The following is a 13614-nucleotide window of genomic DNA, read 5'->3' as shown; positions in this document are numbered from 1 at the left end:
TGAAAAGTACATGTATTTGTAAAGGGGGGATGCAGCGTGTTTGAATGGATTGAAATTAACGAATGGACACCCTATCTCTTTGTCGCAAGCCTTTTCTTAAAAGGGACTGTGTTAGGCGGGTTGTTTTACTTCTTAAAAACTACATGGAAAAACCAATCCATAAGACGACCTAAAACAGAGTGCATAAAAAAAATGCCAGTTTTACAGCCACAGATTTTTCATTATGAAATAAATCGCATTGTATACTGGCTCGCTAAGTGCACCCGTTTGAAGGGATCGGCTGATGATCTTCCACCCTATCACCTTCTTGAAAAAAGAAACGATCATTATTTTCAAGGAGGACTTAAATGGTATTCAAAAATAAAGCTGCATTCTCTTTCAATAAAGGTTTGCTCATATTGATCGGAATCGTTTTACTATCTTTCATTTCTGGATGTCAGCAGGCATCTACTACAACAATGTCATCCATTGATGCAACGACTCCGGGAGTCTTTAATCATTACTTTGTATATCCTTTTTCCGTACTATTAAAAACCTTCGCTTCTTGGTTTAACGGAAGCTATGGACTTTCCATTATCATGGTGACATTGCTGGTCCGTACTCTACTCATGCCCTTCATGCTAAAGCAAACAAAAAGCCAAATGGTCATGAAGGAAAAAATGGCGTTAGTACAACCCGAGCTAAAGGTCATTCAAGAAAAAATGAAAAAAGCGGTAAATCCTGAGGAAAAAGCGAAGGTCCAAAAAGAAATGCTTGAGCTTTATCAAAAGCATGGTATAAATCCTCTTGCAACTGTAGGAGGCTGCTTACCATTACTCCTTCAAATGCCGATTTTAATGGGATTCTATTATGCCATTCGACGGACACCTGAGATCGCATCCCATAGCTTTCTCTGGTTTAATCTAGGCCATTCCGATGTATTACTCGCAATTTTAGCTGGTGCCGTCTATTTTATTCAATACAAGCTTTCACTCGTCAATATGCCTGAAGAGCAACGAAAGCAAATGGCTGCGATTGGTTATATTTCACCGCTCATGATGGGGATTTTTTCTTTATCAGCACCGGCCGCCCTTCCTCTCTATTGGGTAGTAGGCGGACTATTTCTAATGCTGCAAACCTATATCGGAAAACGACTGTACCAAAGCAAAAAGCCGGTAGAGCAAGTGAATATGTAAGTTATTGGCTGAATGTCGAATGGCTAATATTTAAAGGCTTTTGACCGTTATATGCTGTAAGCTAGCCAATATCAGCTACTCCCTTTTTACTCATTAAGAAATCGGTGTCCTAAAATACGTTTGGGACACCTTTTTTTATCCAATCATTTTTTTAGTGAAGAGATCATATAGTCCATAATCCAAGAAAGACATTCTTCTTGATTTGTAAAAATCTCATAATTGCCCCGTTTAATCTTCACGTGTTCAGGGGAAATAATAGCCACTATTTCGGTTAAATCTTCAATCAAATGAAGATCCTCTTCTTTACGTACTAAAACAATCTTTGGAAAACGTTCTTTCTTATAACCCTCTATGACCAGAAAATCAAATGAAACAAGAGCATAGAGGGCCATTATTTTATCGAATGGCCAATCCTCAGCCACGATAGAAAGCTGCAAGACACCCTCTCCTGCTACTCCAGCCATAACTGCTCCGGCTCTTTGATGTACTATACTATCGGTCCCTTCTGCAGCTTCTGGAGGTCCGCCATGTCCGTGATGCTTTAATGCCGCCACTCTTATTCCTCGCGACGTTGCTTCTTCAATGATTTTTATTACCAATGTCGTTTTGCCGCTTTTTTTATATCCGACAACCTGAAGAACTGGGATGCTTACCTCCACTTTCTCCCTCCTTCTTTAAACATTTTTTCTTTCATCCTCTGAGCACCAGAGGAGTGTTCGTGACGAAGAATACGAGCGTTTGCGGGCAGTTTGAGGGTAACTCCTCTCTTCGGAGTCACCCCCTATTCTTACCATTTCCCTGTTCCTTCTTGATCCTCTAGCAGTAATACTTCCACTTCCATACCTTTTTGAAAGCCTCTTGTTCCGCCTGGCAGCCGAATAAGTGCATTAGCAGCTGCTAGTGAAGAAACGACATTTGATTTATCTAATCCAGATGGCTTTGCTACTAGCTTACCTTCTGAATAAGTCAAGTGACCTCTTACGAAGCGATCAAATGGATTAGGCTTCGGAAAATCGATGCCTAAAAAAGCTTTTACTTTGCGCACAAACGGATTGGAAGAATGTAAAAATGTTTGAATGACAGGCCGTGCAAACAATTCGAAGCCCACATAACAGGCTGACGGATTACCAGATAAGCCAAATAGAAGCTTTCCATCCTTTTCTGCAATTGTCGTTACACTACCCGGTCTCATTCTCACTTTGTTAAACAATACCTTTGCGCCAAGTCGTTCATATAACTCAGGTAAAAGATCGAAATCTCCTACTGAAACGCCACCTGTTGTAATAAGAAAATCGACTTTGGAAATAGCTTCTTTCATATTTTCATAGCAAACTTCCAAATCATCGGTGAACTGGCCCAAATTAACAGGCTTTCCACCAGCTCGCTCAATTTGTGAAAGAATCATGTACCCATTGCTGTTACGGATTTTTCCTGGTTCAAGAGGCTCCTCAATACGAAGCAGTTCACTACCTGTAGCCATAACTCCTACAGTCGGTTTTTTTGCAACCGTTACCTCAGCATATCCGAAGGTCGCTAGCAAAGCTGTAATACCTGGATTGATTCTTGTCCCTTTTGCAGCAAGAATCGTTCCTTTTTTTGTATCTTCTCCGGTAAACGATATATTCTCACCTTTTTTTATAGAACGTTTTACAACAATCTTATTTTCCTGTTCAACTACAAGCTCAAGCATTACTACAGCATCGCAGCCTTTTGGAATTGGTGCGCCTGTCATAATTCTTACTGTTTGGCCAGCTTTTACCTCAGCTTCATGTATACTACCCGCTCCGATTGCCCCAACCACTTCAAGTGTTACCGGGTTCTCTCTTGAGGCTGTCTCTAAATCTTGTGAACGGACTGCATATCCGTCGAAAGCAGAACGATCAAAGAACGGAATATCATAAGTCGCAATTAAATCTTCACCTAGAAATCTACCGTACGCCTCATGAATAGCAACTTTTTCTGTTCCCCCAACATGGGCATACTGCATAACACGATGGACAGCTTCTTCAACTGAGATGGCATCTCTTTTTTCGATCATTGAAATCATCATCTCCATTTTTTAACCGCTAATAAAGGAAGGTTCAAATGCTTCTAGTTTATAATGAGTAGAAATTATATCATATATTTGTTTATTTGTTACTCCTTTTAAGAGAAAGTCCATCTGCACCTTATTAGCAGCTTGAACCGAACAACCTATATGAACGATAAAGGGCTGAAACAATCGTGTACTGCACGCGATTGTTTCAGCCTCTCTTTACCGTTCTTTCCTATTTTTAATTTTGTAGTGTATATTTTGTGAATCCTTCACAATTTGAAAACCTACATGAGAATCATAATAAAATAGCCTCATTTTATCCGGCTCTTCGATTTTTCTTTTTAGCTCTCTCGTTCTTTGAATTTTCTCTTTCAGATACTTCTCTTTCAAATCTAGCTCTATGGTATGCCCAAAGTTTAAAACAACTTCCGTTTTATTTTTATTAATCGTCCTTGCATCCAAAATATGATGAACCGCAAACCAAGTACAATCCAAGCTTTTCGGAGACTTATGGGGAAACCAATAAATATCTTTAGAGGAGCTTATTTTAATTGGCAGCATATTTTTATTTCCCAAATGATGCTTCGCTGCATTCTGTGCCCCTTTTAAATCACAACCGTATTGCAATAACGAATCATTTATTATATGTAGAGGGCTTTGTTTCACATAAAATACATCCATCCCTTCGAAAGCATGTGAATAGAGATGGCCGAATTCATCAAAAGCAGGCAAAATCATGATCGTCTTATGGACAATGCAATACTGATTAAGCTCTTTCACAAAAATACTTCCTTTCATGTAATTTTTACAATCATCAATTACCAGTGAAAGGTATAATCCCTAACTGCACTCTCTGCCAAATAAACCGTGTGCTTAAAGGTTTATCTCACCTCCTGAATGAAAATTCGAGAGTAATAACTCAGTAGGAATATAGAATACTGAAGCAGAAGTGAATAATGCGATGTAAAAAGAGGTGAGCAAAATTCTGTATCTAGTCTTATTATCCAATTATTTCTAATATATGTAAATATTTAGTCTGATTTTTCCTTATGTTTTTCTAATGAAAGGATCTTACCTTAGAGCCCTTTACAATAATTAGATTCTTTCGTTTATAGAAATCAGGCCATGTAAACCATACTAATTTAGGAAAGGATTTTAGAATATGCTTACAGCAATCATTCATGGGCTTGTTTTAGCTTTTGGCCTTATTCTCCCTTTAGGTGTACAAAATGTGTTCGTTTTTAACCAAGGGATTACCCAGCCAAACTTTATTCGTGCCTTGCCTGTTATTATCACTGCTTCTCTTTGTGACACTTTGCTGATTACACTTGCCATATTAGGGGTCTCCATCATTGTTTTTGGGAATCCAATCATAAAACTATCGATTTTATTAATAGGAATCGGTTTCCTCATCTATATGGGATATCTTACTTGGAAAAGCAAGCCAAATCATCAAGCTTCCGAAGAAAAAGCATTATCACCCAAAAAACAAATGGCTTTTGCAGCTTCCGTTTCGTTATTAAATCCACACGCTATAATGGACACAATTGGTGTGATCGGAACAAGTTCTTTATCTTATAGTGGAACAGAAAAACGACTATTCGCCTTATCTTGTATTTTCGTATCCTGGATCTGGTTTTTCGGATTGGCGTTTATAGGTAGAATGACGGGGAAATTCTTTGATTCCCGACGGTTCATCAATATCGTGAATAAAATTTCCGCCATCATCATGTGGTGTACAGCGATCTACCTAGCTACCACACTATAAAAAAGTGCCAGCCACCATCCACATAGTTAGATGATGACTGGCTCTTTTTTTAAGTCTAAAAGGTTATACCTCTCTCCTCAACGCACGTAAGACATCAACCTTCGTTGCTCTTTTCGCCGGTCTTAACCCTGAAAGAATGGTCACTATGTAACAGATGATAATACAAATAAGTGGTAAACGGAGAGGGATATGACTAAATTTTAGCTCGTCTGGAACCTGTTCTTGAAAGGCTGCTTCAATGATGAGCGGCAGTGCGAAGTTCACCCCATAACTAATCGCATAGGATACAACCGTACCGACAATCGCACCAATCATGCCAATATACGAGCTCTCTAATAGGAAAATCCGTTTTATTGTGGCAGGATTTGCCCCAATCGCTTTCATGATGCCAATATCGGGTGCTCGCTCTGTCACAGCCATCGTCATCGTATTATAAATCCCAATGGAAGCTATCAGAATGGCGATTGTTCCAATTAAGATGAGGCCAATTTTTACAATGGTAAAAAACATATTCACCTGCTTGAGTTCATCCATCACTGAGTAGGTCATATACTTTTTACCCTTCAGCTTTTCATTAATGCCTTTGACTGTATCTACGCTTTTGGCATACACTACAACTTGATCATAGGACTTTGAATCATTCAGTTAGAATAAATCTTAAGAATTTCTTAAATTAAAAAAATGCCTCCAAGCCTTTTTTAGACTCTTGGAGGCATCCTTTTTATTTTCGCAGGTCCTTTTTCGTGATATCACTTCTAATAGAATCGTCTTTTGAAAACTCAACGTCTTGTTTAAGATTATTGGGATACTTATTTTTTCGTTCGCGATTATCATTACGGTTTGTCATGGTAAACCTCCTTTCTTTAAGATTCGAAATTATTTTTTACAAATCCTTGTATTTTATGAATCCGCTCTTTCTCCCATATCATTTCTTAATATCCCATCTCTTTCAATAACTCCAGCATTAAATCAGGTCTGTTCGTAATGATTCCATCTGCTCCTTTTTCAATCAGCTTTCTCATCGTTTCTTTATCATCAATTGTCCAATAATGTACGGCTATTCCTCGGCGATGCGCACCGTCGATCAGTTTTTTCTCTGTTAAATCAAACTTACCCTCTTTGATCGGAATTTGGATGGCATCCACTTTTGGGATGTATAAATTTCTCATAAATAATGTATGAAGAACTACAAACTTTTTAATTTCCTGCCTTCCACCGGCAACCAATGCCTGCCCTTTTGAATGGTTCTGAAAGGTATCGACAATCTTTTGGTCAAAAGAAACAACAAGAGTCTTGTCCTTTCGATTATATTGCTCGATTAACCTCCATAGCTTCTCTGCTATTTCTTCTATTCTGTAAGAAGGGTTGTCATCTTTGATTTCAATATTCATCCTCATATTCGGAAATGCTTTGAACACTTCATCCACTGTTGGGATGTATACACCTTTGTCGCGAAAACTGTAATTTCCGTGTAAATCTATAAAGTGGTATCCTGCATCAAGTTTCTGAATTTGTTGTAATGGCAAATCTGCGACTTTTCCCATCCCATTTGTCGTTCGATCGACAGTTGGATCATGAATGACGACTAATTCTCCATCCTTCGTAATATGTATGTCAAATTCAAGCACATCCACTCCCATGTCCACAGCCTGCTGAAAAGCTACCATTGTGTTAGATGGGGCTAACAGCGCTCCTCCCTGATGGGCAATGACAAGAGGACGTTTATTTTTAAAGAAAGATAGCTCTTCCCGCTTAGAAACAGGAAAAAAATTCACACTCAACATAAACAAACATAGAATAGCTCCAAATATAATAGGCTTTTTGTTTCTTTTTTTCGGTATGATTACAGGATTTGTCTGCACGGTCATTCCCCTTTATTCTGTTCTTTAGTAAAAAAATTCGAGAACATGTATTTATTTCCTTTATGATGAACGATCGAGTTAATGGATTGTTGATTAGAAATGTTAAGAATAAACTGCAGGACCATAGAATGTCAGTCTCGATTGAAAAAGGATTTTAGCAATAGATTTAGAAATGTCTTTTATATGAATACGCAGGGAAGAGGGACAACATGAAGAAAAAACAGTTTTTATTTAAATGAAAGTTAATCCCGGAGCTTTTACATGAGGAAAATTGGACAGATCGAGAGAATACGATTGTAGCAGAACATTTCGTTAAGCTTTAATGAATGTTTTACTTGTGCGTTCAATTTGTAGAGAGAGTGAAAAACGGAAGCTAATACTACAAATTGATCTAGCACTTTTAAGATAAGCAGTTCTATTTTTAAAAATAGCTTGGAGTCATAAAGGATAGGTTCTTACCATTCAAAAACCGCCATAAGCTTTTTTTTATTAAAAATTCATTTTACGCCTTGCGTATTTGCCTATTTCCTGTTATGATTAAAGGAATTATTTTTGCTCCGTATATTGGGTATAAAAGTTATTTCTTTTTCCTGAATATCACTTAGGGCAAGGATAGTAATATTTTGTGTGTTTTACGCACTTGGAGGCAACAAACATGGAACAAGGTAAAGTTAAATGGTTTAACGCAGAAAAAGGTTTTGGATTTATCGAACGTGAAGCTGGAGATGACGTATTTGTTCATTTCTCTGCCATTCAAAGCGAAGGCTTCAAATCATTAGACGAAGGTCAATCAGTCACATTCGAAGTTGTGCAAGGTCAACGTGGTCCACAAGCATCTAATGTGCGTAAAGCATAATCATATATGCAATGTGATCAAACAAACAGACTCTCTAGCAGAGTCTGTTTGTTTATTATAGAGTGTAGACAAGGTATATTTTACGTAATCTGAGACTAATGACGACCGAAATTTCTGAATGACGACCGATATTTTGGATCTGACGACCGATATATCCGAATGACGACCGATATCTTGGATCTAATGACCGATATATCCGAATGACGACCGATATCTTGGATCTGACGACCGATATATTCGAATGACGACCGATATCTTGGATCTGACGACCGAAATTTCTGAATGACGACCGATATTTTGGATCTGACGACCGATATATCCGAATGACGACCGATATCTTGGATCTGACGACCGATATATCCGAATAACGACCGATATCTTGGATCTGACGACCGATATATCCGAATGACGACCGATATCTTGGATCTGACTACCCCTATATTTTCTTCTCCAAAATGAAAAGCAGCTTCACTTTTAAAAGCAAAGCCGCTTAATGATATCTGTACCTAGGGAAGAAGCTCTTATTTGAGAACTTCCGTCAAGACCTGGATATCTTTTTACACTTATAATAACGATAAATTCCGGTTTTAAAGGTAACTTTGATCATCTCTTCTATGCTGTTTTTCCAGGCAAGATGGATGTTATTCGGGTTAAAAAAGGCCATTCCATCTTTCAATTTAATCCATTTCTTTGAGTCTTCATCCTGGAAATATCCAGTGACGGAAGTTGACAAAGGATGAAAGGGTTTATGGCTTGAATACACTGTCCCATAGTATATGTAGCTTTCCCCATACTGGTCATGGATCCAGTCATCATGAATATTCAGCAGCCAGAGCACGCCTTGATCCTTGCTTCCCACTAATTTTGCTTTTTTTTCAAAGATCGCTTGCATGGAACATTCCCCTTTTGGCTTATACAAGCATTAAGCTTTCTTTTAAAGCAGGGATGGCATCCACCACATGTCTTTGAATGGCAAGCTCTTCTGGCTCGAATCCAAGGGCAAGACCAATTAATTGCGGCAAATGAAGAATTGGCATCGTAATATCCTCTTTAAATCGTTTCTGTGCATCTGGTTGATAGGCATCTAGCTGCATTTGACATAAAGGACAAGGCGTGACGATGCAATCTGCACCTGCATGTTTTGGAGATAAACAGTTTTTCCCTGTCAGTTCCATAACTTCTTTTTCAGCTGGAAATACGGAATGGAACCCGCAGCAAGCTAATTTTTGATCAAAGTCCACGCTTTCTGCACCTAATACCTCTGCTACCATTTCCATCGATTGAGGGTTTAAGTGGTTCTCGAAGCCCATGATGTTAGGTGGCATTAAAATGTGACATCCATAAAAATTAGCTACTTTCAACCCTTTTAAAGGCCGCTTCACTTTTTTCTTAAGGTTCTCTAAACCGTAATCCTGAATTAATGCCCATAATAAGTGGGTTACTTCGATCGTGCCGTTATAGTGAAGCCCAGCTCTGTTTAGACCTTCATTTACCTTTGTGCGAAGCTTTTCATTTTTATCCATTTTTAGTTTGGCAGTACGAAGCATGAGTGTACACGTATTGCAAACCGTTAATAGCTTCTCCGTTTTCAACTCTTCCGCTAAGGCTAGGTTTCTCGCATTGATGGAGGTAGCGAGGAAGTCATCCACGTCTTGAATATGGCTGGCACCGCAGCATGTCCAACCGTTTATTTCAATTAATTCGATTCCTAAAGCGGAAGCAACTTTTTTTGTTGAAATCATTAATTCTTCCGCTGCAGATTCTAATGTACAGCCCGGGAAAAAAGCATATCTCATGACTCGCTAACCTCCTCTGCATACTTATAAATTTCTCTGACCCCTTTGATTCCATCAACAGCCTTAGGCATATGGAACGGATTAATCTTGCCTTTTTTGATCATTCTTAACGCAAAAGGAATCCTTGACATGGTGTTTATGACTCCTTCTGTTTTCACTGGGAGCATGACTTCATTTAATCGACCTTTCTTTTTCACGTCGTCATAGAATGCAAAAGCATGCTTAGCACCTTTATTGTTCACTTCTCCCATTTTGATTGATTCCTGTCTTAAATAAGCTACCTGTTCATGTAACGGGATTCCTTTCGGACACTTTGTTACACACTGCATGCAGTGAAGGCACTTCCACAATTCATTTTCATAAACTGGGCGAATATGCTCCTCTGGTGCGCAATCCCTGGAATCGACGGCAAAACGGTATGCCCTGTTTAAAATGAATGGGTCTAAATACGTTCCATCATTAACGGCAAGCTGATTACATTCTGATGCACAAATCCCGCATAATATACAATCAGTTGGTGCGGCGATTTGATGATACTCCTCTTCACTTTGGATAAATCCCTTTTCTTTGCTGCCTTCCTCGGATGGAATAAGCCACGGTTTGATCTGCTCCATTTTTTCCATTTTAGGCTCCCAGGCAACAACCAAGTCTTTGATTACCTCGAAATTTTTTAACGGTTCAAAGGTTAGCTCGTTCGTATTAAACGTTTCTAATACCTCATCAAGTGATGTTTTACAAGCAAGAAACGCATGACCATTTACTTGAATGGCACAGCTTCCACAGATGGCATGCCGACAAGCTGAAGTAAAGTTAAATGTCGGGTCAAACTGTTCACGAATGGATGTTAATGCCCATAGAATGGTTTTTCCTTTTTCATATGGAAGCTGAAAATCCTGATACCATTCTTTTTCTCCATCAAATCTCTTAACCTTGATATTTATGGTTGTGTGCATCAGTACTTACGCTCCTCCGGTTGATATTTTGTGATGGTAACTGGTAAATAATCCAACCGATAATGATCTCCTTCTTTATAGATCATCGTGTGTTTTAGAAACTCAGCATCGTTACGCTTTGGATAGTCCGCTCTGGAATGGGAGCCCCTGCTTTCTTTTCTGTTAATCGCCCCGATTGTGACAGCCTTGGCAAGTTTTAACAGGTTTCCTATTTCTACATAATTGATAAACGCCATATTGTAGGTTTGAGAAGGATCGCCAGCATAGGCATCTTTATATTCTTCCAAAAGCTGATCCACTGTCTTTAAAGCCTCTACCATTTCATGTTCAGTACGGAAAATCCCGACGTTATTCCACATGGTTTCTGCCAATCGATCGCGAATGCTGAACATGTTAATACCTGTTTTTTTATTTCGGATGTGCTTGAATTTTTCAATCCATTGTTTCGCTTCATTTTCCAGTTTTTTTGTACCTGAGAAAGCACGTTTCTTGGCAGTTTCCATCGCACCAATTCCAGCATATTTTCCGAAAAGCACCACATCTGCGACAGAATTTCCGCCAAGTCGGTTAGCACCATGAATGGATACACACGCACACTCTCCTGCAGCGTGAATGCCTTCAATTGGTGTGCTGCATGTCCTATAGTCACTTACATGAATTCCGCCCATCATATAGTGACAGCTCGGACGAATCGGTACCGGTTCGTTCACTAAATCAACGCCTTCAAAGTCCATGGCTAGCTCTCTCACTTGAGGAAGACGTTCCATGATTTTCTTTTCGCCAAGATGTCGGAGATCCATCAATACATAGGAACCCATTCCCTCACCAAAGCCACGGCCTTCTTTAATTTCTGTTTCAATTGCTCTTGAAACCAGATCTCGAGGGCCAAGCTCCATTTTTTCAGGAGCATAGCGAGCCATGAATCTTTCACCGTGTTTATTTAATAAATATCCTCCCTCACCGCGGCAGGCTTCAGATAATAGTACACCTGTAGAGGCAAGGCCTGTTGGATGGAATTGGACAAATTCAGGATCCTTGATTGGAATTCCTACTTCAAGACAGGCAGCTGTTCCATCTCCAGTCATATTGATGGCATTCGTCGTTCTACTCCAATAGATACGGCCAAAACCTCCCGTTGCGATCACTACCGCTTTCGCTTGAATCGGATGGATCTCTCCACTTCGGATATCGATGGCAACTAATCCTTCAAACTTGCCATCTTCCACAGCCAATGATAATAAATACCAATCATTATAGAACTTCACTTTGTTTTTCAAGCATTGCTCATACAAAGCATGCAATATGACGTGACCCGTTTTATCCGCGGAATAGCAAGTTCTTGGACTTGATGCACCACCAAATGGTCTTTGGGCAATGCGGCCGTTTTCATCCCGAGAGAAAGGTACACCGTAATAGTCGAGCTCTGAGATGATCTCTGGCATTTTGGAAGTGAAGAATTCTACTGCGTCCTGATCAGCTAAAAAATCACTCCCTTTTACCGTATCTCTAAAATGCTGTTCCGGGGAATCGGAGGAATCACGATAAGCCATTGCAGCATTTATTCCTCCTTGCGCTGCCCCTGTATGGGATCGTGTTGGAAATATTTTAGAAAGACAAGCTACACGCAAATCTTTATCTTCACTGGCTGACAGTGCGGCCATCATGCCCGCACCGCCAGCTCCTACTACTACAACATCATAAGAAAGCATGGAAATTTCCACCTCTGCATCTGGAATTTAGTCTTCAACTCTGTATTGTTTTACACCCATCTCATAAAGGTCATTACCCTCGCGATCAATTGCTACGATACATGGGTAATTTTCTACTTCCATGCGCCGGATGGCTTCAGGTCCTAATTCCGGGTATGCAACAATATCCACTTTTTTAATCGTGTCAGCAATTAATGCAGCAGCGCCTCCAATGGCAGCAAAGTATACAGCCCCATTTTTCTTCATGGATTCGATGACTTCTTTACTTCTTGGACCTTTCCCAATCATTCCCTTTAGTCCATGCTCCATCAAGGTTGGAGAATAAGCATCCATTCGCCCGCTAGTTGTTGGCCCGCATGAACCGATCGCTTTTCCAGGTTTTGCAGGCGTCGGACCGGCATAATAGATGATCTGATTTGTAACATCGATTGGTAAAGGTTTATTTTCTTTCAAAGCATCTACCATATTTTTATGAGCGGCGTCTCTGGCTGAATAAATGACCCCAGTAATGGATACTTGATCACCAGCTTTTAAATCTTTAATTTGCTCTAAAGTTAAAGGCGTAGTGAGTTGCTTAATCTTTGTCATTTTATTCCCCCCTATAACACTGCCTCGGTGTGACGCGCAGCATGGCAGTTTAGTGTAACGCAGACCGGCATCATGGCTATATGAGTTGGATATGTTTCAATGTGAACAGCCAAGGCCGTTACTTTTCCTCCAAATCCTTGAGGACCAATTCCTAATTTGTTAATTCGTTCTAGGAGCTCCTTTTCAATTTCCGCATAAGTTGGATTCGGATTCGGCTCTCCTGCTTTCCTGGCCAGTGCTTTTTTCGCTAATAATGTGCATTTATCCATTGTTCCACCGATTCCAACACCAACGATAACTGGCGGGCAAGGATTTCCACCTGCCTGCGTAATCGTTTGGACAATAAAATCCTTCACTCCTTCAATCCCTTCTGAAGGCTTGCACATTTTAACCGCACCCATGTTTTCGCTGCCTGCACCTTTTGGTAAAACCTGAATTCTAATTTGGTCCCCAGGTACGATCTCCGTGTGAATAACAGCCGGCGTGTTATCCCCTGTATTCTTTCGATCTAAAACAGGATCTGCAACAACAGATTTCCGTAGATAACCTTCTTCATATCCTTGACGGACTCCCTCGTTAATCGCTTCCGTAAAGTCCCCGTCTATGATCCGGACATCCTGACCCAGTTCTACAAGAATAACGGTCATCCCAGTGTCCTGACACATCGGTGCTTGTTCATCCCGTGCCAGCTTTATATTTTTTAAGATTTTCTCTAAGCTATATTTTCCAAATTGCGATTCTTCCTTTTCTAATCCTGCTGCAATGAGTCTTTCTACATCTTCCGGAAGATCGCATGCAGCCTGGATACATAGCTTTTTCACCGTATCGGTGATTAATTTTGCAGAAATTTCCCGCATGATTTCTCTCCTCCT

16 protein-coding genes are annotated in these 13614 nt (G+C 39.8%); 4 read left to right on the top strand and 12 right to left on the bottom strand.

What is annotated here, in order from left to right; translation table 11 throughout:
• Nucleotides 1-36: 36 nt before the first annotated feature.
• Complete coding sequence (locus GD441_RS17035) at nucleotides 37-402, top strand: hypothetical protein (protein WP_191992190.1); 366 nt, start codon at nucleotides 37-39, stop codon at nucleotides 400-402.
• Nucleotides 348-1175, top strand: coding sequence for a membrane protein insertase YidC (gene yidC / locus GD441_RS13020; protein ID WP_153126865.1), 828 nt, complete (start codon nucleotides 348-350; stop codon nucleotides 1173-1175). The genes GD441_RS17035 and yidC overlap by 55 nt, the downstream gene beginning before the upstream one ends.
• A gap of 143 nt (nucleotides 1176-1318) precedes the next feature.
• Here yidC and mobB read toward each other — a convergent pair whose 3' ends face one another.
• The 3 genes from mobB to GD441_RS13005 all read right to left on the bottom strand — a co-directional run bounded on the left by mobB (nucleotide 1319) and on the right by GD441_RS13005 (nucleotide 3990).
• Nucleotides 1319-1834 (bottom strand): molybdopterin-guanine dinucleotide biosynthesis protein B, encoded by a 516-nt coding sequence (gene mobB, locus GD441_RS13015; RefSeq protein WP_153126864.1) that lies wholly within the window; start codon nucleotides 1832-1834, stop codon nucleotides 1319-1321.
• A 128-nt stretch (nucleotides 1835-1962) separates the two neighbouring features.
• Complete coding sequence (locus GD441_RS13010) at nucleotides 1963-3213, bottom strand: molybdopterin molybdotransferase MoeA (RefSeq protein ID WP_153126863.1); 1251 nt, start codon at nucleotides 3211-3213, stop codon at nucleotides 1963-1965.
• A 216-nt stretch (nucleotides 3214-3429) separates the two neighbouring features.
• Nucleotides 3430-3990, bottom strand: coding sequence for a competence protein ComK (locus GD441_RS13005; RefSeq protein WP_191992189.1), 561 nt, complete (start codon nucleotides 3988-3990; stop codon nucleotides 3430-3432).
• 382 nt (nucleotides 3991-4372) lie between these two features.
• Here GD441_RS13005 and GD441_RS13000 point away from each other — a divergent pair, with 382 nt between their 5' ends.
• Entirely contained in the window at nucleotides 4373-4978 is a 606-nt protein-coding gene (locus GD441_RS13000) for a LysE/ArgO family amino acid transporter (RefSeq protein ID WP_153126861.1), read from the top strand.
• A gap of 63 nt (nucleotides 4979-5041) precedes the next feature.
• Here the strand turns inward: GD441_RS13000 and GD441_RS12995 are convergent, their stop codons facing one another.
• From GD441_RS12995 to GD441_RS12990, 3 genes are all read right to left on the bottom strand, one after another.
• Nucleotides 5042-5527, bottom strand: coding sequence for an FtsX-like permease family protein (locus tag GD441_RS12995; protein ID WP_153126860.1), 486 nt, complete (start codon nucleotides 5525-5527; stop codon nucleotides 5042-5044).
• Between the two features lie 172 nt (nucleotides 5528-5699).
• On the bottom strand, nucleotides 5700-5825 hold the full coding sequence (locus tag GD441_RS17495; RefSeq protein ID WP_263862450.1) for a hypothetical protein: 126 nt from the start codon (nucleotides 5823-5825) through the stop codon (nucleotides 5700-5702).
• Between the two features lie 85 nt (nucleotides 5826-5910).
• On the bottom strand, nucleotides 5911-6840 hold the full coding sequence (locus GD441_RS12990; protein ID WP_225434231.1) for a glycerophosphodiester phosphodiesterase family protein: 930 nt from the start codon (nucleotides 6838-6840) through the stop codon (nucleotides 5911-5913).
• 655 nt (nucleotides 6841-7495) lie between these two features.
• On the opposite strand from GD441_RS12990, the gene GD441_RS12985 reads away from it, so the two are divergent.
• A complete protein-coding gene (locus GD441_RS12985; protein ID WP_153126858.1) occupies nucleotides 7496-7696 on the top strand; it encodes a cold-shock protein in 201 nt (66 codons plus the stop codon).
• 538 nt (nucleotides 7697-8234) lie between these two features.
• Here the strand turns inward: GD441_RS12985 and GD441_RS12980 are convergent.
• The 6 genes from GD441_RS12980 to GD441_RS12955 are packed head-to-tail and all read right to left on the bottom strand — an operon-like array spanning nucleotide 8235 to nucleotide 13599.
• Nucleotides 8235-8588 carry a molecular chaperone GrpE gene (locus tag GD441_RS12980; RefSeq protein WP_153126857.1) on the bottom strand — a complete coding sequence of 118 codons (354 nt, stop codon included), beginning with the start codon at nucleotides 8586-8588 and terminating at the stop codon, nucleotides 8235-8237.
• 19 nt (nucleotides 8589-8607) lie between these two features.
• On the bottom strand, nucleotides 8608-9492 hold the full coding sequence (locus GD441_RS12975) for a CoB--CoM heterodisulfide reductase iron-sulfur subunit B family protein (RefSeq protein ID WP_153126856.1): 885 nt from the start codon (nucleotides 9490-9492) through the stop codon (nucleotides 8608-8610).
• Nucleotides 9489-10445, bottom strand: coding sequence for a succinate dehydrogenase/fumarate reductase iron-sulfur subunit (locus GD441_RS12970; RefSeq protein ID WP_153126855.1), 957 nt, complete (start codon nucleotides 10443-10445; stop codon nucleotides 9489-9491). Before GD441_RS12970 ends, GD441_RS12975 begins: the two co-directional genes overlap by 4 nt.
• Nucleotides 10445-12154 (bottom strand): FAD-dependent oxidoreductase, encoded by a 1710-nt coding sequence (locus GD441_RS12965; protein ID WP_153126854.1) that lies wholly within the window; start codon nucleotides 12152-12154, stop codon nucleotides 10445-10447. The genes GD441_RS12970 and GD441_RS12965 overlap by 1 nt, the downstream gene beginning before the upstream one ends.
• A gap of 27 nt (nucleotides 12155-12181) precedes the next feature.
• On the bottom strand, nucleotides 12182-12742 hold the full coding sequence (locus GD441_RS12960) for a Fe-S-containing hydro-lyase (protein ID WP_153126853.1): 561 nt from the start codon (nucleotides 12740-12742) through the stop codon (nucleotides 12182-12184).
• An 11-nt stretch (nucleotides 12743-12753) separates the two neighbouring features.
• Nucleotides 12754-13599, bottom strand: coding sequence for a fumarate hydratase (locus tag GD441_RS12955; protein WP_153126852.1), 846 nt, complete (start codon nucleotides 13597-13599; stop codon nucleotides 12754-12756).
• Between the last annotated feature and the right edge of the window lie 15 nt (nucleotides 13600-13614).

This window comes from Peribacillus tepidiphilus (assembly GCF_009466385.1).
Lineage (GTDB): Bacteria > Bacillota > Bacilli > Bacillales > DSM-1321 > Bacillus_BN > Bacillus_BN tepidiphilus.
The sequence above is the reverse complement of the archived record's forward strand: the minus strand, read 5'-3'. Positions and strand labels throughout refer to the sequence as shown.

What these genes read in the sequence shown, in the direction of transcription:
- GD441_RS17495 (WP_263862450.1), bottom strand. Translation starts at nt 5,825, where the DNA reads ATGACAAACCGTAATGATAATCGCGAACGAAAAAATAAGTATCCCAAT.
- GD441_RS12975 (WP_153126856.1), bottom strand. Translation starts at nt 9,492, where the DNA reads ATGAGATATGCTTTTTTCCCGGGCTGTACATTAGAATCTGCAGCGGAA.
- GD441_RS12965 (WP_153126854.1), bottom strand. Translation starts at nt 12,154, where the DNA reads ATGCTTTCTTATGATGTTGTAGTAGTAGGAGCTGGCGGTGCGGGCATG.
- GD441_RS13010 (WP_153126863.1), bottom strand. Translation starts at nt 3,213, where the DNA reads ATGATCGAAAAAAGAGATGCCATCTCAGTTGAAGAAGCTGTCCATCGT.
- GD441_RS12995 (WP_153126860.1), bottom strand. Translation starts at nt 5,527, where the DNA reads ATGACCTACTCAGTGATGGATGAACTCAAGCAGGTGAATATGTTTTTT.
- GD441_RS12970 (WP_153126855.1), bottom strand. Translation starts at nt 10,445, where the DNA reads ATGCACACAACCATAAATATCAAGGTTAAGAGATTTGATGGAGAAAAA.
- GD441_RS12955 (WP_153126852.1), bottom strand. Translation starts at nt 13,599, where the DNA reads ATGCGGGAAATTTCTGCAAAATTAATCACCGATACGGTGAAAAAGCTA.
- GD441_RS12985 (WP_153126858.1), top strand. Translation starts at nt 7,496, where the DNA reads ATGGAACAAGGTAAAGTTAAATGGTTTAACGCAGAAAAAGGTTTTGGA.
- yidC (WP_153126865.1), top strand. Translation starts at nt 348, where the DNA reads ATGGTATTCAAAAATAAAGCTGCATTCTCTTTCAATAAAGGTTTGCTC.
- GD441_RS12960 (WP_153126853.1), bottom strand. Translation starts at nt 12,742, where the DNA reads ATGACAAAGATTAAGCAACTCACTACGCCTTTAACTTTAGAGCAAATT.
- GD441_RS12980 (WP_153126857.1), bottom strand. Translation starts at nt 8,588, where the DNA reads ATGCAAGCGATCTTTGAAAAAAAAGCAAAATTAGTGGGAAGCAAGGAT.
- GD441_RS13000 (WP_153126861.1), top strand. Translation starts at nt 4,373, where the DNA reads ATGCTTACAGCAATCATTCATGGGCTTGTTTTAGCTTTTGGCCTTATT.